This window comes from Kitasatospora sp. NPDC101183 (genome assembly GCF_044767945.1).
GTDB lineage: Bacteria > Actinomycetota > Actinomycetes > Streptomycetales > Streptomycetaceae > Kitasatospora.
This window is the reverse complement of record NZ_JBIWOW010000045.1, coordinates 1-26582: the sequence shown is the minus strand read 5'-3', so window position 1 is coordinate 26582 and position 26582 is coordinate 1. Positions and strand designations below refer to the sequence as shown.

The 26582-nt window shown below is 74.2% G+C and carries 25 protein-coding genes; 15 read left to right on the top strand and 10 right to left on the bottom strand.

Annotation, left to right across the window (positions count from 1 at the left end; all coding sequences use genetic code 11):
* Positions 1–57: 57 nt before the first annotated feature.
* Positions 58–1275 carry an LCP family protein gene (locus ACIRRS_RS36645; protein ID WP_402980787.1) on the bottom strand — a complete coding sequence of 406 codons (1218 nt, stop codon included), beginning with the start codon at positions 1273–1275 and terminating at the stop codon, positions 58–60.
* A gap of 36 nt (positions 1276–1311) precedes the next feature.
* Positions 1312–2103, bottom strand: coding sequence for a TIGR03089 family protein (locus ACIRRS_RS36640; RefSeq protein WP_402980784.1), 792 nt, complete (start codon positions 2101–2103; stop codon positions 1312–1314).
* Positions 2104–2207: 104 nt separating this feature from the next.
* On the opposite strand from ACIRRS_RS36640, the gene ACIRRS_RS36635 reads away from it, so the two are divergent.
* From ACIRRS_RS36635 to ACIRRS_RS36620, 4 genes are read left to right on the top strand one after another with little or no spacing between them, the layout of a single operon-like run.
* Complete coding sequence (locus ACIRRS_RS36635) at positions 2208–3329, top strand: peptidoglycan recognition protein (RefSeq protein ID WP_402980781.1); 1122 nt, start codon at positions 2208–2210, stop codon at positions 3327–3329.
* Between the two features lie 51 nt (positions 3330–3380).
* Positions 3381–4298: a DNA-3-methyladenine glycosylase family protein gene (locus tag ACIRRS_RS36630; RefSeq protein ID WP_402980778.1), complete on the top strand. Its 918-nt coding sequence runs from the start codon at positions 3381–3383 to the stop codon at positions 4296–4298.
* A gap of 45 nt (positions 4299–4343) precedes the next feature.
* Positions 4344–4616, top strand: coding sequence for a type II toxin-antitoxin system Phd/YefM family antitoxin (locus ACIRRS_RS36625; protein ID WP_402980775.1), 273 nt, complete (start codon positions 4344–4346; stop codon positions 4614–4616).
* Positions 4613–4882, top strand: a complete 270-nt coding sequence (locus ACIRRS_RS36620; protein WP_402980772.1) for a type II toxin-antitoxin system RelE/ParE family toxin — start codon at positions 4613–4615, stop codon at positions 4880–4882. Before ACIRRS_RS36625 ends, ACIRRS_RS36620 begins: the two co-directional genes overlap by 4 nt.
* A gap of 3 nt (positions 4883–4885) precedes the next feature.
* Here the strand turns inward: ACIRRS_RS36620 and ACIRRS_RS36615 are convergent, their stop codons facing one another.
* The 3 genes from ACIRRS_RS36615 to ACIRRS_RS36605 are packed head-to-tail and all read right to left on the bottom strand — an operon-like array spanning position 4886 to position 7774.
* Positions 4886–6178 (bottom strand): coenzyme F420-0:L-glutamate ligase, encoded by a 1293-nt coding sequence (locus ACIRRS_RS36615; protein WP_402980769.1) that lies wholly within the window; start codon positions 6176–6178, stop codon positions 4886–4888.
* Positions 6175–7134 carry a 2-phospho-L-lactate transferase gene (gene cofD, locus ACIRRS_RS36610; RefSeq protein WP_402980766.1) on the bottom strand — a complete coding sequence of 320 codons (960 nt, stop codon included), beginning with the start codon at positions 7132–7134 and terminating at the stop codon, positions 6175–6177. The genes ACIRRS_RS36615 and cofD overlap by 4 nt, the downstream gene beginning before the upstream one ends.
* Positions 7135–7165: 31 nt before the next feature.
* Positions 7166–7774 carry a cysteine dioxygenase gene (locus tag ACIRRS_RS36605; RefSeq protein WP_402980763.1) on the bottom strand — a complete coding sequence of 203 codons (609 nt, stop codon included), beginning with the start codon at positions 7772–7774 and terminating at the stop codon, positions 7166–7168.
* 627 nt (positions 7775–8401) lie between these two features.
* On the opposite strand from ACIRRS_RS36605, the gene ACIRRS_RS36600 reads away from it, so the two are divergent.
* From ACIRRS_RS36600 to ACIRRS_RS36590, 3 genes are all read left to right on the top strand, one after another.
* On the top strand, positions 8402–8674 hold the full coding sequence (locus tag ACIRRS_RS36600) for a WhiB family transcriptional regulator (RefSeq protein WP_063349134.1): 273 nt from the start codon (positions 8402–8404) through the stop codon (positions 8672–8674).
* 250 nt (positions 8675–8924) lie between these two features.
* The gene (locus tag ACIRRS_RS36595; RefSeq protein WP_402980760.1) at positions 8925–12818 is read left to right on the top strand and encodes a glycosyltransferase; all 3894 of its coding nucleotides are present in this window, start codon (positions 8925–8927) and stop codon (positions 12816–12818) included.
* 6 nt (positions 12819–12824) lie between these two features.
* Complete coding sequence (locus tag ACIRRS_RS36590) at positions 12825–14516, top strand: DUF5719 family protein (protein ID WP_402980757.1); 1692 nt, start codon at positions 12825–12827, stop codon at positions 14514–14516.
* Between the two features lie 68 nt (positions 14517–14584).
* Here the strand turns inward: ACIRRS_RS36590 and ACIRRS_RS36585 are convergent, their stop codons facing one another.
* A complete protein-coding gene (locus tag ACIRRS_RS36585; RefSeq protein WP_402980754.1) occupies positions 14585–15037 on the bottom strand; it encodes a metallopeptidase family protein in 453 nt (150 codons plus the stop codon).
* 84 nt (positions 15038–15121) lie between these two features.
* Between ACIRRS_RS36585 and ACIRRS_RS36580 the strand changes: the two genes are divergently transcribed.
* From ACIRRS_RS36580 to ahcY, 6 genes are all read left to right on the top strand, one after another.
* Entirely contained in the window at positions 15122–15565 is a 444-nt protein-coding gene (locus ACIRRS_RS36580; RefSeq protein ID WP_402980751.1) for a DUF3499 domain-containing protein, read from the top strand.
* Between the two features lie 127 nt (positions 15566–15692).
* Entirely contained in the window at positions 15693–17078 is a 1386-nt protein-coding gene (locus tag ACIRRS_RS36575; RefSeq protein WP_402980748.1) for a phosphomannomutase/phosphoglucomutase, read from the top strand.
* 105 nt (positions 17079–17183) lie between these two features.
* Positions 17184–17366: a Trm112 family protein gene (locus ACIRRS_RS36570; RefSeq protein ID WP_402980745.1), complete on the top strand. Its 183-nt coding sequence runs from the start codon at positions 17184–17186 to the stop codon at positions 17364–17366.
* A 46-nt stretch (positions 17367–17412) separates the two neighbouring features.
* Positions 17413–18654 (top strand): SIS domain-containing protein, encoded by a 1242-nt coding sequence (locus tag ACIRRS_RS36565; RefSeq protein WP_402980743.1) that lies wholly within the window; start codon positions 17413–17415, stop codon positions 18652–18654.
* 102 nt (positions 18655–18756) lie between these two features.
* Complete coding sequence (locus ACIRRS_RS36560) at positions 18757–19737, top strand: cation diffusion facilitator family transporter (RefSeq protein ID WP_402980740.1); 981 nt, start codon at positions 18757–18759, stop codon at positions 19735–19737.
* Between the two features lie 311 nt (positions 19738–20048).
* Positions 20049–21497 (top strand): adenosylhomocysteinase, encoded by a 1449-nt coding sequence (gene ahcY / locus ACIRRS_RS36555; RefSeq protein ID WP_402980737.1) that lies wholly within the window; start codon positions 20049–20051, stop codon positions 21495–21497.
* A gap of 75 nt (positions 21498–21572) precedes the next feature.
* Here ahcY and ACIRRS_RS36550 read toward each other — a convergent pair whose 3' ends face one another.
* Together ACIRRS_RS36550 and ACIRRS_RS36545 are read right to left on the bottom strand one after the other, a co-directional pair.
* Positions 21573–22628, bottom strand: coding sequence for a hypothetical protein (locus ACIRRS_RS36550; RefSeq protein ID WP_402980734.1), 1056 nt, complete (start codon positions 22626–22628; stop codon positions 21573–21575).
* Positions 22625–23137 (bottom strand): SigE family RNA polymerase sigma factor, encoded by a 513-nt coding sequence (locus ACIRRS_RS36545; RefSeq protein WP_402980731.1) that lies wholly within the window; start codon positions 23135–23137, stop codon positions 22625–22627. Before ACIRRS_RS36545 ends, ACIRRS_RS36550 begins: the two co-directional genes overlap by 4 nt.
* A gap of 101 nt (positions 23138–23238) precedes the next feature.
* Here ACIRRS_RS36545 and ACIRRS_RS36540 point away from each other — a divergent pair, with 101 nt between their 5' ends.
* Positions 23239–23871 (top strand): hypothetical protein, encoded by a 633-nt coding sequence (locus ACIRRS_RS36540; protein ID WP_402980728.1) that lies wholly within the window; start codon positions 23239–23241, stop codon positions 23869–23871.
* On the opposite strand, the gene ACIRRS_RS36535 is transcribed toward ACIRRS_RS36540, so the two are convergent.
* Positions 23868–24881: an RDD family protein gene (locus tag ACIRRS_RS36535; protein ID WP_402980726.1), complete on the bottom strand. Its 1014-nt coding sequence runs from the start codon at positions 24879–24881 to the stop codon at positions 23868–23870. The two genes, ACIRRS_RS36540 and ACIRRS_RS36535, sit on opposite strands and share 4 nt — an antisense overlap.
* 318 nt (positions 24882–25199) lie before the next feature.
* Here ACIRRS_RS36535 and ACIRRS_RS36530 point away from each other — a divergent pair, with 318 nt between their 5' ends.
* Positions 25200–26204 carry a stage II sporulation protein M gene (locus tag ACIRRS_RS36530; protein WP_402980723.1) on the top strand — a complete coding sequence of 335 codons (1005 nt, stop codon included), beginning with the start codon at positions 25200–25202 and terminating at the stop codon, positions 26202–26204.
* A 132-nt stretch (positions 26205–26336) separates the two neighbouring features.
* On the opposite strand, the gene ACIRRS_RS36525 is transcribed toward ACIRRS_RS36530, so the two are convergent.
* On the bottom strand, positions 26337–26582 hold a 246-nt coding region (locus ACIRRS_RS36525; RefSeq protein ID WP_402980721.1), incomplete at its 5' end, for a hypothetical protein.

Below are 26582 nucleotides of genomic sequence, written 5' to 3'. Positions count from 1 at the left end.
GGGTAATCGTTCCGGGTATGACGTCGGTCACGCAAGGGCAATGGGACGGCAAAGGCCTCAGTGCTGGGCGCAGGCGTCCACGTCGGCCGTCCGTCCCTCGAAGGTGGGCGAGGCGCTCGCGGAGGGTGACGCGGCCTCGTCCGAACCGGCGTCGACGGTCGGGCCGGGGCTCGGGCTCGCCGTCGGCGCCGGGGCCGAGCCGGGCGGCCGGACGGTGATCGGCCGGTCCTCCCGCAGCGCGGCGAACAACTGCCCGGTCTGCGGCTGCACGAACTCGTCCCGGTCCGAGTCGTAGCGGTACGGGCGGCGCGGCGCCGTCAGGAACACCACGTCCGGCGAGGGGACGCCGCGCAGGTCCTGGGTGAGGTCGTACAGCGCGCCGAGCGAGGACAGCCCGCCGTCCGCCCGGACGGAGGAGGTGGCCGCGTCCAGCACCGGCCACAGCCTCGCCGGGTTCAGCAGCACCCCCTGCGACTGCACCTTGCGCAGCAGCGAGGCCAGGAACTGCTGCTGACGCCCCATCCGCTGGGTGTCGCTGCCGTCGCCCAGGCTCTCCCGCGCCCGGACGTAGCCGAGCGCCTGCTCGCCGTGCAGGGTCTGCCGCCCGGCGGGCAGGTCCAGCTTGGCGTCCTTGTCGTGGATCGCCTGCGGCACGCACACCTCGACCCCGCCGACGGCGTCCACCATCGTCTTGAAGCCGGAGAAGTCGAGGATCACGTAGTGGTCGATCCGGATGCCGCTCAACTGCTCGACGGTGCGGATCGAGCAGGCCGGGCCGCCGCGTTCGAACGCCCAGTTGAACTGCACCGTCGCGGGCCTGCTGCGGGTGCCGTCCGGCTGGTCGCAGGCGGGCACGGGCACCATGACGTCGCGCGGGATCGAGACGGCCGTCGCGTGCCGACGGTCGGCCGCCAGGTGCAGCAGGATCGTGGTGTCCGAGCGCTGGGTGCCCGCCTCGCCGCCGTACGCGCCGTTGGCGCCGGAGCGGTCGTCGCTGCCGATCAGCAGGATGTTCTCGGCGCCCTTCGCCCCCGCCGTCCGGCTCGGGCGCTCGGCCTCCAGCTTCGCCAGCAGCCGGTCGGTGGCCGAGTCGGTGCGGATGTTGCCGTCCAGCCTGCGGTACGCGACCCAGAGCAGGACCCCGGTCGCGACCAGCAGGAACGCGACGGCGCCGGCGGTGATCATCAGCCACCGCCGGCGCCGTCGTGGACGTTCCCGGCCGCCCGGGGGAGCGGTCGTCGGGGGATCGGTCATCGGGGTCTCGTCCTCGGCCATGGCAGCGATCCCTACCCGCCGGGCCGGAGCCGGGGGTTACCCGAGGCGCAGTGTCACCCGTTCGGATTCCGTCCGCTTCTCCCACTGCTCGGCGTCCAGGTCCTGCGAGTTGCGGCACAGCACCACGGAGGCGCCGGCCGCCAGCGGGGCCAGCAGGCCGGCCTCCAGGCCCGACCAGTCGTCGTACGAGGCGGTGGACAGGACGCGGTCGCCGGGGTTCAGGCCCAGCCGGGCGGCGCCCTCCCGGGCCAGGGCCACGGTCTGCTCGCCGGTCAGCTTGAGCGGCAGCCCGTCCACGCCGGTCTCCAGCGCCGGCGCGTCCGGGGTGACGGGGGAGTACGGCGCGAAGCGGTCGCCCTGGCCGGGCACCTCGGCGGCGTAGTCCAGGAAGCCGTCGGGGCGCTGCGGGAACCGGCCGCCCAGCGGGCGCAGGGCGAGCGCGACGCGCTCGCCCTCGCAGGCCTCGGCGGCCTCCAGGCCGTCCGGGCCGCTCACCACCAGGTCGGCGGCGGCCGGGTCCCCGCCCGGTACCGCCGTCACCCCGACCGACCAGCAGGCCAGCAGCCAGACGGCGCTCTGCCAGTGGGCGGGCAGCAGCAGCGCGGCGCGGTCGCCCGGGCCGGCGTTCAGTTCGTCCTGCAGCAGGTTGGCCGTCTTGGCCACCCAGTTGTCGAAGGTCCGGGCGGAGAGCTCCACCCGTTCGCCGGTGGCGTCGTCGTAGAAGGTGACCAGCGGGGCCGCGGGGTCGACCGACGGGGTGCCGCCTCGCAGGTATGCGTGCAGCAGCTCGACGGGGGTGCGGGCATCGGCAGCGAAAGGCGCAGTCATGGTGCGCCCCAGCCTACGGCCTTCGGGTGGCGGGCCGGGAGGGGTGGCCGCGCCCTGGCGGGCCGCCGTGGCGGGGCGTCCGGTTTGCGGAGAACATCCGCTGTATGCGCTTCTCCCTCCCGGCCGCACTGCTCGCCGGCTGCACCTGTGCCCTGCTCCTCCAGCCCGCCCCCGCCTCCGCCACGGACGGCTCCTCCCGCCGCGGCTTCCCCGGCGGCGGCACCACCACCTCGCTGCCGCTGACGGCCGGCCGGCCGCTCGCCGCGCGCGGCACCCGGCCGTTCGAACTCCTCGGCCTGCGCTGGGACGGCCCGGCCGACGCGCTCGCCGGCGGCGCCGTACGCGTCCGCACCCGGGACGCGGACACCGGCGGGTGGAGCGACTGGCACCCCCTGGAGACGGCCGCCGAGGACGGCCCCGACCGCGCCCCGCACGGCTCCACCGCCCCGCTGTGGACGGGCCGCAGAGACGGCGTCGCCGTCGACGTCCGCCCCGGCCCCGCCGGGCCGCCGCCCGGGCTGCGGCTGGAACTCGTCGACCCCGGCGCGGGCGCCCCGGGCGGGGCCGCGACCCGTACGGTGCCCGCCGCCGCCCCCCGGCCGGCGATCGTCACCCGGGCCGGGTGGGGCGCCGACGAGTCGCTGCGGGACAAGGACTTCGAGTACACGGGCCCGGTGCGGGAGGTGTTCGTCCACCACACGGCCACCGCGACGGACTACGCGTGCGCCGACGCCCCGCGGGTCATCCGGGCGATCTACCAGTACCACGTTCAGACCAGCGGCTGGCGGGACATCGGCTACAACTTCCTCGTCGACCGCTGCGGCACGGTGTACGAGGGCCGCGCCGGCGGCGTCGACCAGCCCGTCCACGGCGCCCACACCCTCGGCTTCAACACCGACTCCTCCGGCGTCGCCGCCATCGGCACCTACGTCGACGCCGCCCCGCCGCAGCCCCTCCAGGACGGTCTCGCCGCCGTCGCCGCCTGGAAGCTCTCCCTCACCGGGCAACCCGCGGACGGCCGCACCAGGCTCACCTCCTCCTCCGACGCCAGCCGCTACCCCAAGGGCACGGTCGTCGACTTCGACGCGATCTCCGGCCACCGCGACGCCTTCACCACCGAATGCCCCGGCACCTCCCTCTACGCCGCCCTCCCGGCCCTGCGCACCGCCGCCACCCGCCTCCAGCAGCCGCCCGCCCCGCAGCCGCCGCTGCCGCCGACCCCCTGACGGTGCCGCCGCGTATCCTTCCTCACCTCATCGGAGGAGGTGCACGGCCGGATGGCAGGCGAGTCGACACGGCGCTGGCGCCCGGGGTTCCCCCTGGACGTCCCCCGCACACTGCTGCCCCTGCGCCGGGGCCCGGCCGACCCGTCCTACCGCTCCACCGGCGACGGCGCGATCTGGCGCGCCTCCCGCACCCCGGCCGGCGTCGGCACCCTCCGGGTGCTGCCGTGCCCGGCGGGCGGCGAGGTCGAGGCCACCGCCTGGGGCCCCGGCGCGCAGTGGCTGCTCGACCGCCTGCCCGTCCTCCTCGGCGCCGAGGACCACCCGGAGGACCTGCACCTGCCAGCAGGCCCGCTGCGCGACGCCCAGCGCCGCACGGCCGGGGTGCGCCTCGCCCGTACCGGGCTGGTCCTGGAGTCCCTCGTCCCGGCGATCCTGGAGCAGAAGGTCACCACCGACGAGGCGTACCGCGCCTTCCGCATCCTGCTGCGGGACTTCGGCACCCCGGCCCCCGGCCCGGCCGAGGGCATGCGGGTGGCGCCTTCGGCGCGCGAGTGGGCGACGGTCCCCAGCTGGGAGTGGCACCGGGCGGGGGTCGACCCCAAGCGCTCGGCGACGGTGATGCGCGCCGTCCGGCTGGCGCCGCGCCTGGAGGAGGCCTCGGCGATGGGGCACGAGCAGGCGGTCGCCCGGCTGACGGCCGTCCCGGGCATCGGCCTCTGGACGGCGGCCGAGACCCTCCAGCGCAGCAACGGCGACGCGGACGCCGTCTCGATCGGCGACTTCCACCTCCCCAACCTGGTCGGCTGGGCCCTGGCCGGCCGCCCCCGCAGCGACGACGCCGAGATGCTGGCCCTCCTGGAGCCCTACCGCCCCCACCGCCACCGCGTCTGCCGCCTCCTGGCGGCCACCGGCGCCCACGCCCCCCGCTTCGGCCCCCGCCTCACCCCGAACGACCACCGCCACCGCTGAGCGAAAGCCCTGCGTTGTGTACGCGCCGATGTGTACGCTGGCCGTATGGCTGACGCAATGAACATCCGTGAAGCCCGTGCCCACCTCGCTGAGGTCATCAGCCGGGCGGAGGCCGGTGAGATCACCGTGATCACACGCAAGGGCGAGCGTGTCGGGGCTGTCGTGCCGATCGAGATCCTCGACGCCATAGAGGAGGCAGAGGATGAGCTCCTTGCCCGTGAAGCGCGGAAGCACCTGGACGAACCGACCGTGACCATGGCCGAGCTGATGGCAGACCTGTTCGGATCGCCTGCGGACTCCGCCGGGAGCGCTGCGTGAAGTACGCCTTCGGTTTTACCGCGCACGCCCGACGCCAACTCCGTGCGATCGGTCAGTTTCAGGCGATGCGTATTCTCACCGCACTCACCGCGCTTGGGGACGACCCGTTCGCAGACGGACCCGATGTCAAGAAGTTGACCGGCAACGACGACCTCTACCGACTCCGAGTGGGCGACTATCGCGCGGTCTACCAGCTTCGCGGCGATGTCCTGCTGGTCCTGGTCGTCCATGTCGGCCACCGCCGCGAGGTCTATCGAGACCTGTGATTTCTACCGGACCTCGATGAAAGCTTCCGCGCCGCGCCGCGGCCTGAGCCGGGGAGCCTCGGCCGGGCGGCCGATGGCGACGGCGCCCATCGGGTCCCAACTGTCCGGCAGGTCCAGGGACTTCCGCACCGTGTCGCGGCAGAACATCGTGGACGACACCCACGCCGAGCCGTAGCCCTCGCCCGTGAGCGCGACGAGCAGGTTCTGCACCGCCGCACCGGCGGCGACGGTGAACATCTCCCGCTCCGCCGTGGCCCGCCGCTCGTCGCGGTAGGCGTGGGAGCCGTCCATGACGAGGCAGGGCACGACCAGGTACGGCGCGTTGCGCAGCACGTCGCCGCGGGCGGTGCGCCGGGCGATGCGGGCCTCGTCCCAGCCGTCGAGTTCGCGCAGGTCGCGCCGCCAGGCGTCGAGCATGGCGTCGAGCAACCGCACGCGCCGCTCGGGGGATTCGAGCAGCACGAACCGCCAAGGCGTGGTGTGGTGCGGCGCGGGCGCGGTGACGGCCGCGGCGACGGCCCGCCGGACGGCGTCCGGGTCGACGGGCGCGTCGGTGAAGGCGCGGACGGTGCGCCGCAGGGTGACGGCCTCGCGCAGGGCCTCGGAGGTGCCGAGGCGGAACATGTCGTCGACGGAGGAGCGCACCAGCGGCCGGGCGCCCTCGCCGTCCTCCTCGGTGACGAGGTGGCCGAGCCCGCGCACGACGGCGACCGGGACCCCGGTGGCCTTGCCCTTCACCAGGTCGGCGGCGGCGGCGAGTTCGTCGCCGGTGGCGACGACGGTCAGGGCGAGCTCGTTGCCGTGGCTGTCGGTGCGCCCCCGGTGGTCCTCCAGGACGGGGAGCCCGGCGGCGCCGATGGCGACGTCGGTGAGCCCGCTGCGCCAGGGCCGTCCGAAGGTGTCGGTGACGAGGACGGCGAGCCGGCGCCCGGTGAGCCGCTGGAGTCCGTCGCGCAGGGCGCGCGCCGAGGCGTCCGGGTTCTCGGGCAGCAGCAGCACGGTGCCGGGCGCGGTGTTGGAGGCGTCGACGCCGGCGGCGGCCATGACGAACCCGTTGCGGTTCTCCACGATCCGGGCCCGCCCGCGCCGGGCGACGACGCGGACGGTCTCGGCGTCGATCGCGGCCTCGCGGTCGTCGGCCCGCAGCAGCCGCCCCTCCGCCTTGCTGACGATCTTCGAGGTGACGACCAGGACGTCGCCGTCCTCGTACGTGCCGGCCTTGGCCAGCAGCGCGGCGAGGTCGGCGCCCGCCTCGATCTCCGGGAGGCCTTCGACCCCCAGGATCTCCACGGTCATCGGCGCACCTGCTCGGCCAGCGCGAGCGCGGCCCGGGCCATCTCGGCGGTGGCGTCGACGTCGGTCATCAGCAGCGGCACGGCCCGGCAGGCGATCCCGCCGGCCTCGACGGCGGCCACGGAGGCCTCGTCGGCGGTGTCGACCAGCCAACCGTCGATCAGCGAGGAGCCGTAGTTCAGCGCGACGGCCTCCGCCGTGGCCTCGACGCCGACGGCGGCGAGCACCTTGTCGGCCATCCCGCGCACGGGCGCCCCGCCGATGATCGGGGAGAGCCCGACGACGGGCGCGGGCGCGGCGGCGACGGCCTCCCGGATGCCGGGGACGGCGAGGATGGTGCCGATCGAGACGACGGGGTTGGACGGCGGGAACAGGACGACGTCCGCCTCGGCGATCGCCTCGAGCACGCCGGGCGCGGGCTTGGCGGTGTCGGCGCCGACGGCGACGATCGCCTCCGCGTCGACGGCGGCGTGCAGCCGGACCCAGTACTCCTGGAAGTGGATCGCCCGGGTGCCCTGCTCGTCGGTGATGCGCACGTGGGTCTCGACCCGGTCGTCGCTCATCGGCAGCAGCCGCACGCCGGGCTTCCAGCGCACGCACAGCGCCTCGGTGACCTGGCTGAGGGTGTATCCGGCGGCCAGCATCTGGCTGCGGACGAGGTGGGTGGCGAAGTCGCGGTCGCCGAGCCCGAACCACTCGGGCCCGACGCCGTACTCCTTCATCTCGGCCTTGATGGACCAGGTCTCCTCGGTGCGGCCCCACCCCTGCTCCTCGTGGATGCCGCCGCCGAGGGTGTACATCACGGTGTCGAGGTCGGGGCAGACCTTGAGGCCGAAGAGGTGGATGTCGTCGCCGGTGTTGCCGATGACGGTGATCTCGTCCTGCGGTCCGACCGCCTTCAGGAGTCCGCGCAGGAAGCGCGCTCCGCCGATTCCGCCTGCCAGTGCCACGATGCGCATGGGGGCCATCCTGCCACGACCGGACCACCCGTCAGTGGGCGTCCGGCTGCGGCTGGGACTGCTGTTCGACGGCCGTGGTCCCGTACTGGTTCATCTCGGTCAGGCCGGGCGTGTAGAGGTGGATCGAGACGGCCGGTTCGAGCGTTCCGTTGACGACCTCGTGCAGGTACCCGGGGGAGAACACCCGGCGCCCGCCGGGCCGCAGCGTCCGCTCCTCCTCGCCGGCGCCGGTGAGGGAGCGCTCGATCAGCTCGCCCTGGACGACGGCCATCACGCCGGAGGAGTCGCCGTGGTCGTGGAAGCCGCTGCTCTGCCCGGGCAGCCAGCTGAGCAGCCAGACCTCGTACCCGGGGCCGGTCTCCAGCCGGGCGTACCAGCGGGTGAGGGCGTCGTAGCGCACCAGCGGCTCCCAGCGGGAGCGGTCGGCGGCGATCTCGCGCACCAGCCGGGCGTACTCGGCGACGGTGACGGGGTGGGCTGGCAGGTCGGTGCGGGCGAGGTGGGGGAAGGCGAGCGGGTCGCCCGCGATGGAGACGTCGCTCAGCCCGTCCGACCAGCGCGGGGTACGGGCGGGCGCGAGGCCAAGGCGGGTGAGCTTGCTGCGGTCGCGGTTCCGCTTGCGGATGCGGATCATGCGCACGGGAGTCGTCCTCGGAGGTGGCGGCTGGTTCGGCGGGGAGCAGCCGGCTCCGGGATGTCCTGGGGCGGGAGATCGCGGGCGGCCTCTGTGCTTCCTGGAGAAGGCGGCGCGCGGTGGGACGCGGGCGCCTAGATACAGGGACAGAGGCGACAACAGAGGTTCGCGGCACGGCGGAGGGTGGAACCGCTCCGGGGGCTGGCGAACTCTGACATGGAAGAAAGGAGACCGCATCCGTAGCACCGGTGTCAAACCGGTGGAGTGCGGCATTAGGGGGGATTCGGTCCGGATCTTTCCTGGATGGGGTGATTCATCACCCTCTATGTTTCGATGGGAAGATCGCCGGGAAGGCAGGCCGATGACCCACCTGTGATCGTGACTCTGCGTCACTCGGCGACGGGTTGTTGACGGTTCGATCCCGTCCGAGGCTTTCGGGCCGAAGGTCCGATGTGTCCAGATATGTACACTATTCGTAACGGCTTGGTGCCAGGGAGTGAATCCCGACCCCAATACCAGAGCTCGGCTTGACTGAGCCAGAGTGACGCAACTGTAATTTCACTCGTGTCGTCAGCCGCACGAGGCAACGGCAACCACGGGGACGCCAAGGTAGGGGCAGAGGAGGCGCGCCACATGAGCGAGCTCTTTGAGCTGTTGATCGGTGACGGCATCGCGGAGGAAGAGGAGGAACTCGGTTGGCAGGAGCGCGCGTTGTGCGCCCAGACCGACCCGGAGTCCTTCTTCCCCGAGAAGGGCGGCTCCACTCGCGAGGCCAAGAAGGTCTGCCTCGCCTGCGAGGTCCGCTCGGAATGCCTGGAGTACGCCCTCGCCAATGACGAGCGCTTCGGCATCTGGGGCGGCCTCTCGGAGCGCGAGCGCCGTCGGCTCAAGAAGAGCGCCGTCTGACCCGGGGCGCCCCGGGCCCCCGCTGACCGACCGGCAGGTCCGGTGTCGGCGGGGCCGGCCGGACAGTCGTACGAGCGCCTCACCGTCGCGGTGGGGCGCTTTCGTGCGTCCCGGGCCACGCGGCGCCCGTTCGAGGGGACCCCCGCGCGGACACCGCGCACGTGACGGCCATCCGGAGCCGTTAGTGTGGTGCGCCATCCGGTTGCCGTTCACCGGCTGTGTCCACCGAGAACTGGGGCCCGCGCACTCGATGACCGTCTACAGCCAGAGCGGCTTCACCGCTTCCCGGCCGCCCGCCTACCCGCGCCACCTGGTCACCGCCGTGATCGTCTCGCACGACGGCGCCCGCTGGCTGCCGCAGGCCCTGGCCGGCCTGCTCGGCCAGGACCGGCAGGTCCAGCGCGTCCTCGCGGTCGACACCGGTTCCACCGACGACTCCCCGCAGCTGCTCGCCAAAGCGCTCGACGACTTCGGCCTCGCCGACGGGATGCCGGACACCGGGCCGATCGTCCTCGGCCGCCGGGCGGGCTTCGGCACCGCCGTCGGCGAGGCCGTCTTCAACAGCCCCCCGCTGCGCCCCGAGGACCTGCCCTACCGGCTCGACCCCTCCGGCTACGACCCGGTCACCGGCGGCTGGGACGACTTCGGCGACCCGCTCGCCCAGGAGGACGTCCTCGGCCGCGGCGGCCCGCGCGAGACCCAGCCCGTCGAGTGGCTCTGGCTGCTGCACGACGACTGCGAGCCGCAGACCGACGCCCTGCGCCGCCTCCTCCAGGTCGCCGACTCCACCCCGAGCGCCGCCGTGATCGGCCCCAAGCTGCGCAGCTGGTACGACCGGCGCCAGCTCCTGGAGGTCGGCGTCACCATCGCCCGCTCCGGCCGCCGCTGGACGGGCCTCGACCGCCGCGAGCAGGACCAGGGCCAGCACGACCAGGTCCGCCCGGTCCTCGCCGTCTCCACCGCCGGCATGCTCGTGCGCCGGGACGTCTTCGAGGAGCTCGGCGGCTTCGACAAGGCCCTCCCGCTCATGCGGGACGACACCGACTTCTGCTGGCGCGTCAACGCCGCCGGCCACCGCGTCGTCGTCGCCCCCGACGCGGTGCTGCGGCACGCCGAGGCCGCCAGCCGCGAGCGCCGCGCGATCGACTGCGGCCCCACCCACCCGCACCGGGTGGACAAGGCCGGCGCCGTCTACACCCTGCTCGCCAACAGCCGGGGCGTGCTGTTCCCGTACGTCCTGCTGCGCCTCGTCCTCGGCACCCTGGTGCGGGCCGTCACCAGCCTGCTCGGCAAGGACCCGAAGCAGGCAGTCGACGAGCTCGCCGGCCTCGGCCACGAACTCGTGCGCCTGCCACGGCTGTTGGCCGCCCGCAAGCGCCGAGCCCGGACGCGGGCGGCGGACGCCCTGGACGACCGCTCGCTCTTCCCCGCCCCCGGCGCCACCACCCGCCTGGCCGTCGAGGGCGTCGTCTCCTCGCTCGGGATAGGGGGCGGCGACGACGCCGGCAGCCGGCACGGCTCCGCCGAGGCGGGCGGCGACGACGACTCCGAGGACCTCGTCGTCGAGCAGTTCGCCCTGATCAAGAAGCTCGCCCGGCGCCCCGCCCCGGTGCTGTTCGCCGCCCTGCTGCTGTTCGCCCTCGCGGCCTGCCGCAGCCTGTTCGGCAGCGGCTCGCTCATGGGCGGCGCCCTGCTGCCCGCCGCGGACGGCGCGAGCGGCCTCTGGTCGATGTACGCGGACGCCTGGCACCCCGTCGGCACCGGCTCCACCGCCGCCGCACCGCCGTACCTCGGCGTCCTCGCCGTGCTCGGCTGGGGGCTGTTCGGCAACGCCGACCTCGCCCTCACCCTGCTCGTCCTGCTCACCGTCCCGCTCGCCGCCGTCAGCGCCTACCTGGTCTCCCGCCCGCTGCTGGACTCCAAGATGGTCCGCGCCTGGGCCAGCGCCACCTACGCGCTGCTGCCCGCCGCCACCGGCGCGCTCGCCCAGGGCCGGATCGGCACCGCCGTCCTCGCCGTGCTGCTGCCGCCGCTGGCCCGCGCCGCCGCGATCGCCGCCGGCCTCGGCATCCGCCAGGAGAGCGCCGCCAAGGGCGCCCGGCCCGGCTGGCGGCCGGTCTGGATGACCGTCTTCTTCCTCACCCTGGCCACCGCCTTCGTGCCGCTGACCTGGGCGCTCGCCGTGCCGCTCTGCCTGGCCACGCTGGTGTTCGCCGTCCTGCGCGGCGGAGCCTTCGGCTCCGGCGGTACGGCGCTGCGCCTGCTGGGCCTGCGCGTCGCGGTGATCCTCGCCGTGCCCGTCGCCGTCCTGGCCCCCTGGTCGCTCACGGTGCTCTCGCACCCGACCTGGCTGCTGCTGGAGGCCGGCCTGCCCGGCCTGCACGGCGCCGGGGCGAGCGCCGCCGGCCTGCTGCTGGTCAACCCCGGCGGCGCCGGGGTGCCGCCGGTGTGGCTCTCCGCCGGTGTCGTCCTCGCCGCCCTCGCCGCCCTGCTGCGCGCCGACCGCCGGCGCGCGGTGCTCGCCGCCTGGGGCGCCGCCGGCGCGGGCCTGGTCTTCGCCGTCGCCGTCGCGGGCACCTCCGTCACCCCGGCCTCCGGCGGCCCGGCCGTGCCCGCCTGGGCCGGCCCCGCCACCCTGATCGCCGGGATCGCTCTGCTCGCCGCCGCCGCCATCGGCGCGGACGGCGCCAACGCCCGCGTCGCCGGGATCGCCTTCGGCTGGAAGCAGCCCGTCGCCGCCCTCGTGGTGGCCGCCGCCGTGCTGGCCCCGCTGGGCACCGGCCTCTGGTGGGCGATCACCGGGGCGGGCGGCCCGCTGCACCGCGGCCAGTCCGACCAGGTGCCCGCCTTCATCGCCGAGGAGGCCGGAACCACCGACCGGGCCCGCACCCTCGTCGTCACCGGGGAGAAGGGCGGCGGCGCCGTCCGCTACACCGTGCTGCGCGGCGCCGGCCTGACCCTCGGCCAGGCGGAGTCCACCGTCGACCCGGCCACCGGCACCCAGGGCGGCCTCGACACGATGGTCGGCAGCCTGCTGGCCGGCTCCGGCGCCGACCAGGCCGGGGCCCTCGCGGGCTACGGCATCGGCTACGTGCTCGTCCAGCAGCCCGCGATCGACACCTACAAGGACGTCCTGGACACCACCCCCGGCCTGGTCAAGGCCAACCAGGACACCGGCTCCGCGCTCTGGCAGGTCACCGGCACCCCGGCCGTCCGCGCGGTGATCACCGCGCCGGGCGCCCTGCCCGTGGTCGTCGCCTCCGGCGCCCGCGACCTCTCCACCACCGTCCCGGCCGGTCCCGACGGCCGGGTGCTGCGCCTGGCCGAGAGCGCCGCCCCCGAGTGGAAGGCCACCGTGGACGGCACCGCCCTGGAGCCGACCACCGTGGACGGCTGGGCGCAGGGCTTCAAGCTCCCGGCCTCCGGCGGCAAGCTCAGCGTCACCCGCGAGGGCGGTTTCGCCCACACCGGCTGGATCTGGGCCCAGGTCCTCCTGGGCCTGACCGTCCTGGTGCTGGCCCTGCCCGGCCGCCGCAGCCACAAGGACGACGACCTGCCCGAGGACGTCGTGGCCGCCGCCGCGCTGGCCGCCGCCGCCGAGAAGCAGGCCCCCGCCCCCGGCAGCCGCCGGGCCCGCCGGATGGCCGAGCGCGGCGAGGGCGGCGAGGAGGCCGCCGAGGAGCCCGGCGTGTACGACGGCCGCCCCGGCGCCGTCCCGGCCCAGCCCGCGGGCGAGCCCGTCACCGGAGCCGTCCAGGCGGCCGCCGCCGCCCAGGAGGCGGAGCAGTACGCCGACCCGTACCAGACGTACCAGCAGGCCGACCCGTACAGCTACGACCAGTACGGCCAGCAGCCGGCGGCCGCGCCGTACGGCGGCCAGGGGTACGAGCAGGGCTACGACCAGTACGACCAGTACGGCCAGCAGGGTTACCAGCAGCAGGGCTACGACCAGCAGCAGTACGGCTACGACCCCTACCAGCAGCACCCGCAGCAGGGCTACGAGCAGCAGCAGCCCTGGCTGCCGGGGCAGCAGCAGGCCGATCCCTATGACGACCCGAACAACCCGAACGGCCCGAGCGACCCGGACGGCACCGGCCACGCTTCCGGGACCTACCGGCCGCACCAGCACGGATCGGGGAGCTGACCCGCGATGAAGAAGCCCGCACTCCGCAAGAAGTCCGCGTCCGCCGACCCGTCGCAGGAGCACCGAGCGGCCCCGGAGCCCCGAGAGCCCCGGGCCGGCCGGTTCGCCGGAGGCACCAGGACCACCCAGTCCCTGCTGGCCGCCGCCGTGGTGCTCGCCGCCGTGTTCGGCATCGCCGAGGTCCGCCCGCCCGCCGCCCCGGCCAAGGCCGACGCCGTGGCACCGACCACCGCCCAGGTCGAGCGGACGGCGGCGGTCTGCCCGCAGCCGTTCCAGGGCCTGACGGGATCGACCACCCTCACCGCCTACAGCCCGCCCGGCACCGGCTCCGCCACCGGCGGCGCCGGCTGGATCTCCGACGCCGCCGCGCCCGCCGCCCCGGCGGCCACCCCCGGCGCCGCGGCCACCCCGGCGGCCACCGCGCCCACCGGCACCCCGGCCCCGACCGCCTCCGGCGCCCCGGCCGCGGCCCCCGGCAAGAACGCCCCGCCCGCCGACGCCCGCCTCACCCTGGCCAAGCCCGGCACCCCGGTCTCCGCGCCCGCCGCCAACGGCGACGCCGCCCCCGGCACCGGAGCCGTCGCCACCGGCGCCCTCGCCCCCGGCTTCACCGTCACCCAGACCACCGTCGTCACCGAGCAGCGCGGCCAGGGCATGTCCGGCCTGACCTGCACCCCGGCCGGTACGAGCTTCTGGTTCGCCGGGGCCAGCACCGCCGGGGACCGCGTCGACTACGTCAGCCTGGTCAACACCGAGGCCACCGCCGCCGTCGTCGACCTCAAGCTGTACGGCGACAAGGGCCTGATCGACAACGACGCCGCCAACGGCCTCACCGTCGCCCCCGGCAGCTCCCAGTCGATCCTGCTGTCCACCCTCACCAAGGGCGCCGTCAACGACCTCGCCGTGCACGCGGTGGTCCGCTCCGGCCGCGTCGGCGCCGCCCTGCACGCCGCCGACGGCGGCAAGGGCACCGACTGGATCCCCGCCTCGGCCGACCCGGCGCCCACCCAGGTGATGCCCGGCCTGCCCGCCGACACCTCCTCCGCCCGCCTGGTCGTCTGGGCCCCGCCGGAGGACGACGCGGACCTCAAGATCCAGCTCTCCGGCAAGAACGGCTGGTTCACCCCGGCCGGGAACGAGTCCATCCACGTCAAGGCGGGCCAGGTCGCCGCCGTCGACCTCGGCAAGGTCACCCGCGACGAGGTCGCCGGCCTGCGGCTGTCGCCCAGCGACGACAAGCACCCCACCCCGATCGTGGCCGGACTGCGGGTCGACCGCACCGGCGCGAGCGGCAAGAGCGACGCGGCCTGGCTCACCGGCACCGCCCCGGTCGGCGCCCGCGCCACCGTCGCCGACAACCGGCCCGGCGCCTCCACGCTCTTCCTGACCTCCACCGGCGACGCCGCCACCGTCAAGGTCACCGCCTCGGCGGGCAGCGGCGGCGGCACCCCGGCCACCAAGGACGTCCAGGTCCCGGCCGGCGGCACCGTCGCCATCCCGGCGCCCGAGCCCGCCGGGGGCAACGGCGCCTTCGCCCTCACCGTGGAGACGACCTCCGGCGGCCCGGTGGTCGCCGCCCGGATGCTCGCGATCCCCGCCAAGGACGTGCCGATGTTCACCGTCCAGGCCCTGCGCGACGACCGCAGCACCGTCAAGGTCCCGCAGGCCGCCCAGGACCCGGGCGTCGTCCTGCGCTGACCGCACGCCGAAGGGGCGGGCACCCGGCCAACCGGATGCCCGCCCCTTCCGCGTCCTCGGAGCCCGCCTCAGTCCTCGTCGTAGCGCGGGTCGATCGCGTCGGGCGACAGCCCCAGCAGCTCGGCGACCTGCTCGATCAGGATCTCGTGCACCAGCGCCGCACGGTCCTCCCGGGTCTTCGCCCGGATCTCCACCGGCCGCCGGTAGACGACGATCTGGCTCTTGTGCCCCTGCCGGCCCGGCGAGACCCGCCCCAGCGGCACCCCGTCCTCCGCGTCGGCGGCGTCCGGCTCGTGCAGCGGCACCTCCTGCACGGCGAACTCGACCTCGATCAGCTGCGGCCACCGCCGCTCCAACCGCTCCACCGACTCGCGCACGTAGTCGTCGAACAGTTCGGAACGCGTGAGGGAGATCGGCACCTGGGGCGGCGCCAGCGGGCCGCGCAGCCCCCTGCCGTGCCGGTCGCGGTGCCGGGGGCGGCGCGAGGGCCCTGTCGATGACTGCGGTGCGGAGCTGTCCATATCACTGCCGAGCGTAGTCCTTGGACGGACGGAAGTGGACCACTCCGACCGGGAAACGCCAGGGGTGGGGGCGCGTGCGGCAGCGTGCGGAGGCCGACACGGAACACCCTCCGGACAGGCGGTCTTCGCGCCCTGGCGAGGAGTGCGGTACCGTCCACCCTCGTGAGCTCTGTACGTCGTTGTTCGCGGACCGCGTGCGGCCGGCCGGCCGTCGCGACGCTGACGTACGTCTACGCGGACTCCACCGCCGTGCTGGGCCCGCTCGCCACCTACGCCGAGCCCCACTGCTACGACCTCTGCGCCGAGCACGCCGAGCGGCTCACCGCTCCGCGCGGCTGGGAGGTCGTCCGGCTCGCCGCCGAGGCCGGCCCGCTGCGCCGCAGCAGCGACGACCTGGAGGCCCTGGCCAACGCCGTCCGCGAGGCCGCCCGCCCGCAGACCCCCCGTCAGGGCCGCGGCTCCGAGGGCGAGTCCACCGAGGCCGGCCGACGGGGCCACCTGAGGGTCCTGCGCTCGCCCGACAACTGACGGCCCGCGCGTCACGGCCCGTTCGCCCGGCCCGGGTACGCTGCCGGTCTACCGCCACCGCGGCCCGTCGACCGCGCGGCCGGTGGTGTGACACGACCGACCACTACAGAGACCAGGTGGAGCCGCAGTGCGCGACCTCAAGCAGCTCGTGAAGGCGTACGACGTCCGGGGCGTCGTCCCGGACCAGTGGGACGAGAGCCTGTCCCGGGCTTTCGGCGCCGCGTTCGTGCAGGTCACCGGAGCGAGCGCGATCGTGGTCGGCCACGACATGCGCCCGTCCTCCCCGTCGCTCAGCCTGGCCTTCGCCGAGGGCGCGGCCGCGTACGGCGCCGACGTGGTGCAGATCGGCCTGTGCTCCACCGACCAGCTCTACTACGCCAGCGGCAAGCTCGACCTGCCCGGCGCGATGTTCACGGCCAGCCACAACCCGGCCCAGTACAACGGCATCAAGCTCTGCCGCGCCGGCGCCGCCCCGGTCGGCCAAGACACCGGCCTGTCCGAGATCCGCGAGCTCGTCGAGTCCTGGACGGGCGAGGACGACACCGTCACCGTCCCGGCCCGGGACGTGAAGCCCGGCGTGCTCAGCGAGCAGGACACCCTGCGCGGCTACGCCGACCACCTGCTCGGCCTGGTCGACCTCACCGTGATCCGCCCGCTCAAGGTCGTGGTCGACGCCGGCAACGGCATGGGCGGCCACACCGTGCCGACCGTCTTCGACGGCCTGCCGCTCGAACTCGTCCCCATGTACTTCGAGCTGGACGGCACCTTCCCCAACCACGAGGCCAACCCGCTCGACCCGAAGAACATCGTCGACCTCCAGGCCAAGGTCCGCGAGGTCGGCGCCGATGTGGGCCTCGCCTTCGACGGCGACGCCGACCGCTGCTTCGTCGTGGACGAGCGCGGCGAGCCCGTCTCCCCGTCCGCGATCACCGCCCTGGTCGCCGCCCGCGAGATCGCCCGCGCCAAGGCCGCCGGCGAGGCCGAGCCGACGATCATCCACAACCTGATCACCTCCTGGACCGTCCCCGAGGTCGTCCGCGAGCTCGGCGGCAACCCGGTGCGCACCCGCGTCGGCCACTCCTTCATCAAGCAGGAGATGGCCGTCACCGACGCCGTCTTCGGCGGCGAGCACTCCGCCCACTACTACTTCCGCGACTTCTGGCGCGCCGACACCGGCATGCTCGCCGCGCTGCACGTGCTCGCCGCGCTCGGCGGCCAGCCGGGCACGCTCTCCGCGCTGACCGCCGAGTACGACCGCTATGCCGCCTCCGGCGAGATCAACAGCACCGTCGCCGACCAGGCCGCCAGCACCGCCGCCGTCCGCGCCGCCTACGCCGGCCTGGAGGGCACCACCGTCGACGAGCTGGACGGCCTCACCGTCGCCGGCGCCGACTGGTGGTTCAACCTGCGCGCCTCCAACACCGAGCCGCTGCTGCGCCTGAACGTCGAGGCCAAGGACCCGGCGAAGATGGCCGAGCTGCGCGACGGCGTCCTCGCCGTCGTCCGCGGCTGAGCGCCTGACGGAAGCGGGCGGGGGGGGGGGGCCGGGGGGGGGGGGGCGGGCGCCCGGCGCCCCCCCCCCCCCCCCCCGCGCCACCCCCGAACTCTGGAGAGCCCCATGAAGCTCGAATCCTTCCTGCTGGAGATCCTGGTCTGCCCGCAGTGCCGGGCCGCGCTCGTCGAGGGCGACACCGAGGACCAGCCGGAGCTGGTCTGCACCGGCGCCGACTGCGGCCTCGCGTACCCGGTCCGCGACGGCATCCCGGTCCTCCTGGTGGACGAGGCCCGCCGCCCCGCCTGAGCCCTTTCCCCAGCGCTCCACAGGACAGCCGCCGGAGGCCCGCCGCATGCTCGACGACACCCTGCTCGACGACCCGGCCGCCCTCCAGCGCGCCGACCGCGACCGCGCCCTCCTGGCCCTGGCCGGCGCCGGGGCGCGCGTGCGCACCGCCCTGCGCGAGGCCGAGGCCGCCGGGATCGAGCGGCTCAACCCCGACGGCCGCCCGCGCGCCGTCCTGGTCGCCGGACACGGCAGCGCCCTGACGGCCGGTGAGGTCCTCGCCGTGCTCGCCGGAAGCGCCGGCCTCGTCGTCCCCCTGCCGCCCGCCGAGGCCACCGCCCCGCGCGGCGACCGCGACCGCTCCGGTGCCCCGCCCGCCTTCACCGCCGGGCTCGGCTGGCAGCTGCCCGGCTGGACCGGCCCGCTCGACCTGCTGGTGATCAGCTCCGCGGACGGCGGCGAGCAGGGCCTGATCCGCCTCGCCGAACAGGCCTACGCGCGCGGCTGCGCCCTCGTCGTCACCGCCCCGGCGGGCAGCCCGCTGGCCGAGGCCGCGCTCCAGGTGCGGGCGCTGCCCCTGCCGTACGTCGTCGGCGCCCAGCCGGAGGAGGCTCCGCCCGCCGCGGCCGAGCCCGACCTCCCGGCCGAGGACCCGGCCGCGCTCTGGTCCCACCTCACCCCGCTGCTCGCGCTGGCCCAGAAGATCGGGCTCACCCAGCTGCCGTACGACGCGCTGCCGGCCGTCGCCGACCTGCTGGACGCCACCGCCGTGCGCTGCCGCCCGGACGCCGCCGCGTACACCAACCCGGCCAAGGGCCTCGCCGCCCGCCTGGCCGGGACGGTCCCGCTGCTCTGGGCCGAGGGCCCGATCGCCGGGGCCGCCGCCGCCCGCTTCGCCGCCCAGCTCGCCGACCGGGCCGGCCGCCCGGCGCTGGCCGGTCCGTTGCCGCAGGTGCTCACCGCCCACCGGGGCATGTTCACCGGCCAGTTGGGCGCGGGCGCCGACCCGGACGACTTCTTCCGCGACCGCGTCGAGGAGCCCGACCCGCTGCACCTCCAGGTCCTGCTGCTGCGGCACGTCCCCGGCGCGGCGGACCAGGAGCAGGACGGCCCGGCCGAGGTGCCGGAGGACGACGACCGCCCGCGCAGCTTCGGCGCCGGCCGCGCCCACCGGCTGGCCGCCGCCCACGACGTCCGCCTCACCGAGTACGCGAGCACCCGGCCCGAGCAGCTCCACGCGCTGGCCGACCTCGTCGCGCTCACCGACTTCGCCGCCGTCTACCTGGGGCTCGCCGCCGCGCAGTCCTGAGCCCGGTGCCGCTAGGTTGTGCGGCGTGAGGGAGCGAAGCGAGCGAACATTTGACGGGTGCGTAGGGGCGAATGCCCCTGCCGAGCGCTGCGAGGCGGACGCATGAGCACTGAGGGCGGGACGAAGGCACTGGTCGCGGCGCTGTCCGCGAACCTGGCGATCGCGGTGGCCAAGTTCACCGCCTTCGGCTTCACCGGATCGTCCTCGATGCTCGCCGAGGGCGTGCACTCGGTGGCCGACTCCGGCAACCAGGTGCTGCTGCTGATCGGCGGCAAGCGGGCGCGTCGCGCGGCGGACGAGGAGCACCCGTTCGGGTACGGGCGCGAGCGCTACGTGTACGGCTTTCTGGTGGCCATCGTCCTGTTCAGCGTCGGTGGCCTGTTCGCGGTCTACGAGGGCTGGCACAAGATCAGCCACCCCGAGACGCTCGACGCCTGGGGCTGGGCGGTCGGCGTGCTGCTCTTCGCCATCGCCATGGAGGGCTGGTCCTTCCGCACCGCCGTGCACGAGTCCGCGAAGGCCAAGGGAAGCCGCAGCTGGACGCAGTTCATCCGTACGGCCAAGGCGCCCGAACTCCCTGTGGTGCTGCTGGAGGACACCGGCGCGCTGATCGGCCTGGTGCTCGCGCTGTTCGGCGTCTCGCTCACCGTCATCACCGGCGACGGCGTCTGGGACGGCGTCGGGACGCTCTGCATCGGCGTGCTGCTGGTGCTGATCGCCGTGGTGCTGGCACTGGAGACCAAGTCGCTGCTGCTCGGGGAGTCCGCCGACCGCGAGTCGGTGGCGCGGATCCGCGCCGCGCTGGTCGACGGCGAGACCGTCACCGGGGTCATCCACATGCGCACCCTGCACCTCGGCCCGGAGGAACTGCTGGTCGCCGCCAAGATCGCCGTCAACGCGCGGGACAGCGCCGCCCAGGTCGCCACGGCCATCGACGCGGCGGAGGAGAGGGTCCGCGCCGCCGTGCCGATCGCCCGGGCGATCTACCTGGAACCGGACGTCTACAGCGCCGAGAAGGCCGCCGCCGGCGACGACCCGGCGGCCACGCCGGGCGGCCCCGGACCAGCGGCCGGGGGCCACTGAGCACCGTCCGGACGTTGATCATCCGTCCGGCCGAAATCGGTCATCCGCGAACGCCCGGCGCGGCCTGCGTGTAGATTCGTCACCAGTGCCAGTACGTCGCTGCTGATGGCGGTCGATCGGCGGTCCGCCCCCGTAGGGTGTGCGCCGGTCGAGGGAGAGAGGTCCTCCGACGGATTGCGCCGCGCAGTGGGGAGTCGTCCCGGACCACGGGGACGGCCGCTCCGACACGTCCGTGCACCCGCACGGCCCGTTGTGCTGCGCAGCGCGCCGGACCTCTGGCCGCCCCGATCCCATCAGCGAGGAGCAGACGCATGTCGACCGACACCACCGGTGACTTCAAGGTTGCCGACCTTTCCCTGGCGCCGTTCGGCCGCAAGGAGATCCAGCTCGCCGAGCACGAGATGCCCGGCCTGATGTCCATCCGTGCCGAGTACGCCGCGTCGCAGCCGCTGGCCGGCGCCCGGATCACCGGTTCGCTGCACATGACCATCCAGACCGCCGTGCTGATCGAGACGCTGACGGCGCTCGGTGCCGAGGTCCGCTGGTGCTCGTGCAACATCTTCTCCACCCAGGACCACGCGGCCGCCGCCATCGCGGTGGGCCCGGAGGGCACCCCGGAGAACCCGCAGGGCGTCCCGGTCTTCGCCTGGAAGGGCGAGACGCTGGAGGAGTACTGGTGGTGCACCGAGCAGGCGCTCACCTGGCCCGAGGGCAAGACCCCGAACATGATCCTCGACGACGGCGGCGACGCCACCCTGCTGATCCACAAGGGCGTCGAGTTCGAGAAGGCCGGGGCCGCCCCGGACCCGTCGACGGCCGACAACGACGAGTTCCGCATCATCCTCGAGCTGCTGAACCGCACGCTCAAGGACACCCCGAACAAGTGGACCGAGGTCGCCGCCACGATCAAGGGCGTGACCGAGGAGACCACCACCGGTGTCCACCGCCTGTACGAGATGCACCGTGACGGCCAGCTGCTGTTCCCGGCCATCAACGTCAACGACTCGGTCACCAAGTCGAAGTTCGACAACAAGTACGGCTGCCGCCACTCGCTGATCGACGGCATCAACCGCGCCACCGACGTCCTGATCGGCGGCAAGGTCGCCGTCGTCTGCGGCTACGGCGACGTCGGCAAGGGCTGCGCGGAGTCGCTGCGCGGCCAGGGCGCCCGCGTCATCGTCACCGAGATCGACCCGATCTGCGCGCTCCAGGCGGCGATGGACGGCTACCAGGTCGCCACGCTGGAGGACGTCGTCGAGATCGCCGACATCTTCATCACGACCACGGGCAACAAGGACATCATCATGGCCTCGCACATGGCCCGGATGAAGCACCAGGCCATCGTCGGCAACATCGGCCACTTCGACAACGAGATCGACATGGCCGGCCTGGCCAAGCTCGAGGGCGTCGTGAAGACCGAGGTCAAGCCGCAGGTCCACGAGTGGCGCAAGGCCGACGGCCGCACGATCATCGTGCTCTCCGAGGGCCGCCTGCTCAACCTGGGCAACGCGACCGGCCATCCGTCGTTCGTGATGTCCAACTCCTTCGCGAACCAGACGATCGCGCAGATCGAGCTGTTCACGAAGACCGAGCAGTACCCGATCGGCGTGTACGTGCTGCCGAAGCACCTGGACGAGAAGGTCGCGCGCCTGCACCTGGACGCGCTGGGCGTGAAGCTGACCACCCTGTCGCAGGAGCAGGCCGACTACATCGGCGTTCCGGTCGAGGGCCCGTACAAGGCGGAGCAGTACCGCTACTGATGCGGTGAGGTTTCCGGTGGCCGGCACCCCTGTGCGAGGGGTGCCGGCCACCGGCGTGTTCGGGCGGCGGCGGAGCTAGACGAAGGGGTCGGTCGTCCAGGTGCGCGGGTCCAGGCCGAGGGCCTTGGTGCGGGCGAGCAGCCAGGGGAGGCCGCCCTGCTGGACCAGCGCCGGTGGCGGGGTTGCGGAATCGATGTCGGCGCACACCTGGACCCCGTCGTCGGTGGAGCACTTCACCAGCCCGGGCCCCGCGTCGGTCGGCGCGCTCGGGATCTGCCGCTTCGCAGCCTCCGGCTCCACCGTGAGCCGGACGACCGTGCGGTTCACCCGGAGTGTCAGCGACAGGTGCCAGGGGCTCGTGTCGGCGGTGCCGGGACGGTCCAGCCTCGCGCCGGAGACGTCGAAGGTGTCGGGCAGGCCGGTGATCCGCACGGGCAGAGGGACCTCCCAGGTGCCGTACCGGACTCCGTCGGCCACCCGGTGCAGGACCTCCCGCGAGACGTCCGTCGGTCCGCCGCCGTAGCCCAGGAGCCTCGCCCAGCGACCCGAAGGCGTCTGCCACTCCAGGGTGAGGCCTTGCTCGGGGTGGGTGTCGGAGACCACCCAGTGGGCGGACCGTCCGTCGACCGGTTCGGCCTCCTCCCTCCGGGCGTCGCTGCCGGGCAGCGACGGCGGCTCGTCCCCGAACGAGGTCAGCTGGGAGAGCTGCAGGCGCGCGCCGTTCTTGCCCGGCCGCCTTGCCTCCAGGACGACGCCGTGGGTTTCGCCGGGGGCGGTCAGACCGTCGTAGCTGATGCCGGTCTCCCCGCCGACCCAGTCCGGCAGCCAGCCGAACCGCAACTCGGGGATCAGCGGATCGGGCCTGGCGGGGATCACGCTGGACGGCGCGGGTTCGACGACCGCCGGGGCGGGGCCCGTCAGCGCGGGCTTCCCGGGGACGATCAGTGCGGTGGTCGTCACCACCACGGCGGTGACGACGGCCGCCGCCCCGACCAGCGCCCGCCTGCGGCGGCGCAGCCGGGCGGTGCCCTCGACGATGCAGCGGGCGGTGTCGAGGCGCTGCGGGGGAGCGGTCCCGTCGGCGAGAGCGGTCAGGCGTGTGGTCAGGTCGTCCTCTCCTCCGATGGTCATGTCGTCCTCTCGGCAGGGGCGGAACGGGGAGTCAGGTTGCCCCGCAGGGTGCCCAGGGCGCGGGAGCTCTGGCTCCTGACGTTGCCGGGGGAACAGCCCAGGGCCTCGGCGGCCTGGTCGACGGACAGGTCGCAGTAGTACCGGAGGACCACCGTGGCGCGCTGGCGGGGCGGGAGGGCCGCGAGGGCCCGGCGCAGGTCGAGGGAGGCGTCGAGGTCGACGTCGCAGAACGTCGTGTCCGGGCCGTTCTCCGAGCGGATCGTGCGGCGCCACCACGGGGAGCGCTGCTCGGCCAGGAAGGTGTTCACCAGGATGCGGCGCGTGTAGCCGTCGAGGTTCTCGACCCGCGAGACTCTCGACCAGTTCACGTACAGCTTGGTGACCGTCTCCTGGACCAGGTCGTCGGCCCGGTGCCAGTCCCCGCACAGCAGGTAGGCGACCTTGCGCAGCCAGCCGCTCTTGGAGGCCACGTACTCCGTGAACTCCTCGACGCGTGCCTGCCTCGCCATCCGCACACCCCCTCTCGTCGTCGTGCCGTGCTCCTCCGCCTCCCTAATGCGGGCACCTGCCCGGAACGTTGCACCGGAATCCGGTGCGTAGGCTTTCGGGCATGCCCAACGGCCGCTATTCGCTGCACGACACCCACGACCACGAGCTCCTCGGCGAGGAGCGGTTCAGCTGCGCGCCCGGCGCGGCGGGCTGGCGGTACGTGTCCAAGACCTACGCGCCGGACGGCCGGGTGCTCGGCAGCCTCGACCTCACCCTGGACTCGCGGGCCCGGCCCCTGCGGATGGAGCTGCGGGCGGGCGGCTGGCAGGTGCGCGGCGGGGCGGTGGACGGGGTGGCCTGGGTCCGTACGGACGCGGGGGACCCGGGCGGGGAGAGCGCCGCGGAGGGGTACGACCGGGCGCACGCCTTCACCGGCGGCTCGCCGGGCTTCCTGGTCGCCACCGCGCGGCTGCTGCGGCTGGACGAGGGGGCGAGCGCGCGGGTGCGGCTGGTGGCGTTCACCGAGCCGGTACTGGCGCCGCGCACCCTCGACCAGGGGTGGCTGCTGGAGGGTGTGGACCGGCACGAGACGGACTCGGGGCCGCTGTTGGTGGAGCGGTACCAGGTGGCGGACCTGGCGACGGGGGAGCAGCAGGTCGTGCACCTCGCGGGGGACGTGGTGCTGTCGGCGGCGGGGGTGGAGCTGGAGGAGCTGGCCTCGCCGCCGAACGCCTGGCCGTCCCCGCCCGCCTAGGCCGGCGGGGCGAATCCCGAGGCGGGGGGCGGCGGCGGGGCCGTCGGCTTGTCCAGGGAGAGCGGCGCGGGCGTCGCCGGCATCGCGGGAGGCGCGGCGGGGGCCTCCGGTATGCCGAGGACGCGTACGGGCCGGGCGTCCTGCGGCTCGGGAGCCGGGGCGGGTGCGGCCGGGTACTGGACGGGGTACTGCGCGGGGTACTGGGCGGCGTACGCGGCCTGGGCCGCCTGCGCGGCCTGCCACTGCCGCTCCTGGGCCCGCGTCCACTCCCGCCGCTGGCGCTCGGTGAGCACCGCGCCCAGGTACGCCGCCGGGTGCAGCCCGGGCGGCACGGCGAGGCCGGTGCGGGCGGACAGGTCGTCGGCCAGGCGGACGGACATCCGGTGGGTCACGGCCGGGTCCAACTGCCCGATGCGGCCGAGCAGTTGGCGGATGGCCAGCCAGAGCGGCTCGGGCACGGCGGAGAAGTCCATCGCGACGAGCTCGCGGCCCATGCTCTGCAGCAGCTGCGGGTGCACGGGCGGCAGCGGGACGGACGTGCCGCCGCCGGCCGCGGCGCGCTCGCGGACCACGACCGTCCCGGCGAAGACGTCGCCGAGGCGCTTGCCGTCCGTCCGCAGGGCCGAGGTGATCACGGCCGGGCAGCCGACGAGCGTGATCAGCTCGAAGAACCCGACGCCCGCGCGCACCAGCGAGTGCCGGAACCGGACGGGCCCGCCGTCGCCGCGCACCACGCGCAGGCCGAGCGCGGCCTTGCCGAGCGAGCGCCCGTGGCTGAGGGTCTCGACGATCACCGGGACGGCGACCAGGAAGAACACCATGAGGCCGAGCGAGACGGCCGCCACGGCCGCCCGGTCGAGGTCGATCAGGGCCACGCTCAGCACGATCGTGGTCACGATCAGGGCGGCGAACTCCAGGAGCAGGTCGATCAGGATGGCCAGCGCCCTGCTCGGCAGCTTGGCCGTCTGCAGGTCGAGGACGACGGCCTCACCCGTCACCAGGTCGCTCAAGACACCCGTCCGTTCACGTTCGTGGAGCCGTACGGCCCCCGCAGGGAGTTCGCCCCGAGGAGACGAACCGGAGGAGGGCGGCTGCGGACGCGAGGCGGTGCCGGTGGCGGGTCGGCCCCCGACGACCCGTTCTTCGCAGTCCCTCCGCATTCTGATCCGCAGCCGCAAACATACGGCGCCGGACCGTCGCACGGGAAGTGAGATCCCGGCGACCACGGCGTCGCCGGTGCCTGGCATGCTGGGCCGCGCGTGTCCGTACCCACCCGCCCGCCCCCGCGCGAGCCGCCCCGAGCGCCTCGCCCACCCTGGAGCCGCCGAATGGACCTGGACGTCTTCGTCGTTACCCACCAGGGGGAGTGGGCCCGGCTGGACGCCCTCGCCCGCAGGCGCCGGCTCACGGGGGAGGAGGCGGACGAGCTGGTGACGCTGTACCAGCGGACCACCGGCCACCTGGCCAAGGTCCAGGCCGCCGCGCCCGACCCGGCCCTGGTCGCCAGGCTCACCGGCCTGGTCTCGCGCGGCCGTGCGGCGGTGACCGGTGCCCGTACCAACGGCTGGCAGGACGTCGCCCGCTACTACACGGTGAGCTTCCCGGCCGCGCTGTACCGCTCCCGCCGCTGGTGGGTGCCGATCGCGGTCGTCTCGTTCGCGCTCAGCGCCCTGATCGCCTGGTGGCTGACCGCGCACCCCGAGGTGCTCCGCAGCCTCGCCTCCCCGGACGAGCTGCGGGAGATGACCCGCCCCGGCGGGGAGTACGAGGCCTACTACTCGGACCGGCCGGCCAGCTCCTTCGCCGCGCAGGTCTGGACGAACAACGCGTGGATCGCGGTGGAGTGCCTGATCTTCGGGATCGCGTTCGGGCTCCCCGTGATCGCGGTGCTGTGGGGCAACGTGCTCAACCTGGGCGTGGGCATCGGCCTGATGGCCTCCGCAGGCCGGCTCGACATCTTCCTGGGCCTGCTCATTCCGCACGGACTGCTGGAGCTGACCGCCGTCTTCGTCGCCGCCGGCCTCGGCATGCGCCTGGGCTGGACCATCATCGACCCCGGCCCGCGTACCCGGGGCGTGGCCCTGGCCGAACAGGGCCGGGCGATCGTCGGCATGGCGATGGGCCTCGCGACGGTCCTGGCGGTCTCCGGCATTCTCGAAGCCTTTGTCACCCCCTCCGGCCTGCCCACCTGGGCCCGCATCTCGATCGGCGTGGTGGCGGAGGTGCTCTTCCTCCTCTATGCCCTGGTGTTGGGTCGGAAGGCCGCCGCGGCCGGCGAAACCGGTGATCTGGACGCGGCCGACCGGGCGGACCTGCAGCCCGTCGCCGCGTGAGCCGTGGCGATCAACAGGCTTCTGACCTGGTAGTCTTCTCGCATCCCGACCAAACCATTGACGTGGTGAGGGTGGGCTAGTAGGTTTGAACGGTTGGAGCGGCTGGACAACGGCCGCCCCGGGCGTTAGTGTCTACGACACCGCCGAATCAGGCAGGTGCATTTCTCGAAATGCACGCCTCTGACGAAGCAAATCCCGCGGAGTGAGCACACCGAAAGCTTTGATAAGCTTCGGAGCGAAGTTCGAAGGAAATCCCGCCAGCGGGAATCGGATGAATGAAACTCCGGAAAACGGAGCGGAAAACATCTGGTAAGCTGGAAACACGAAAGAACGAAGCGCCCGGAGGGCCCGCTGGAAGGCGGCCTGAAGGAAGCGTCC

Bases quoted from the DNA above. Each gene is read 5' to 3' on its own strand.
- ACIRRS_RS36625 (WP_402980775.1), top strand. From the start codon at position 4,344: ATGGCTGACGCAATGAACATCCGTGAAGCCCGTGCCCACCTCGCTGAG.
- ACIRRS_RS36570 (WP_402980745.1), top strand. From the start codon at position 17,184: ATGAAGCTCGAATCCTTCCTGCTGGAGATCCTGGTCTGCCCGCAGTGC.
- ACIRRS_RS36630 (WP_402980778.1), top strand. From the start codon at position 3,381: ATGGCAGGCGAGTCGACACGGCGCTGGCGCCCGGGGTTCCCCCTGGAC.
- ACIRRS_RS36560 (WP_402980740.1), top strand. From the start codon at position 18,757: ATGAGCACTGAGGGCGGGACGAAGGCACTGGTCGCGGCGCTGTCCGCG.
- ACIRRS_RS36645 (WP_402980787.1), bottom strand. From the start codon at position 1,275: ATGGCCGAGGACGAGACCCCGATGACCGATCCCCCGACGACCGCTCCC.
- ACIRRS_RS36530 (WP_402980723.1), top strand. From the start codon at position 25,200: ATGGACCTGGACGTCTTCGTCGTTACCCACCAGGGGGAGTGGGCCCGG.
- ACIRRS_RS36635 (WP_402980781.1), top strand. From the start codon at position 2,208: ATGCGCTTCTCCCTCCCGGCCGCACTGCTCGCCGGCTGCACCTGTGCC.
- ACIRRS_RS36540 (WP_402980728.1), top strand. From the start codon at position 23,239: ATGCCCAACGGCCGCTATTCGCTGCACGACACCCACGACCACGAGCTC.
- ACIRRS_RS36595 (WP_402980760.1), top strand. From the start codon at position 8,925: ATGACCGTCTACAGCCAGAGCGGCTTCACCGCTTCCCGGCCGCCCGCC.
- ACIRRS_RS36590 (WP_402980757.1), top strand. From the start codon at position 12,825: ATGAAGAAGCCCGCACTCCGCAAGAAGTCCGCGTCCGCCGACCCGTCG.
- ACIRRS_RS36565 (WP_402980743.1), top strand. From the start codon at position 17,413: ATGCTCGACGACACCCTGCTCGACGACCCGGCCGCCCTCCAGCGCGCC.
- ACIRRS_RS36615 (WP_402980769.1), bottom strand. From the start codon at position 6,178: ATGACCGTGGAGATCCTGGGGGTCGAAGGCCTCCCGGAGATCGAGGCG.
- cofD (WP_402980766.1), bottom strand. From the start codon at position 7,134: ATGCGCATCGTGGCACTGGCAGGCGGAATCGGCGGAGCGCGCTTCCTG.
- ahcY (WP_402980737.1), top strand. From the start codon at position 20,049: ATGTCGACCGACACCACCGGTGACTTCAAGGTTGCCGACCTTTCCCTG.
- ACIRRS_RS36600 (WP_063349134.1), top strand. From the start codon at position 8,402: ATGAGCGAGCTCTTTGAGCTGTTGATCGGTGACGGCATCGCGGAGGAA.
- ACIRRS_RS36640 (WP_402980784.1), bottom strand. From the start codon at position 2,103: ATGACTGCGCCTTTCGCTGCCGATGCCCGCACCCCCGTCGAGCTGCTG.
- ACIRRS_RS36550 (WP_402980734.1), bottom strand. From the start codon at position 22,628: ATGACCATCGGAGGAGAGGACGACCTGACCACACGCCTGACCGCTCTC.
- ACIRRS_RS36545 (WP_402980731.1), bottom strand. From the start codon at position 23,137: ATGGCGAGGCAGGCACGCGTCGAGGAGTTCACGGAGTACGTGGCCTCC.
- ACIRRS_RS36585 (WP_402980754.1), bottom strand. From the start codon at position 15,037: ATGGACAGCTCCGCACCGCAGTCATCGACAGGGCCCTCGCGCCGCCCC.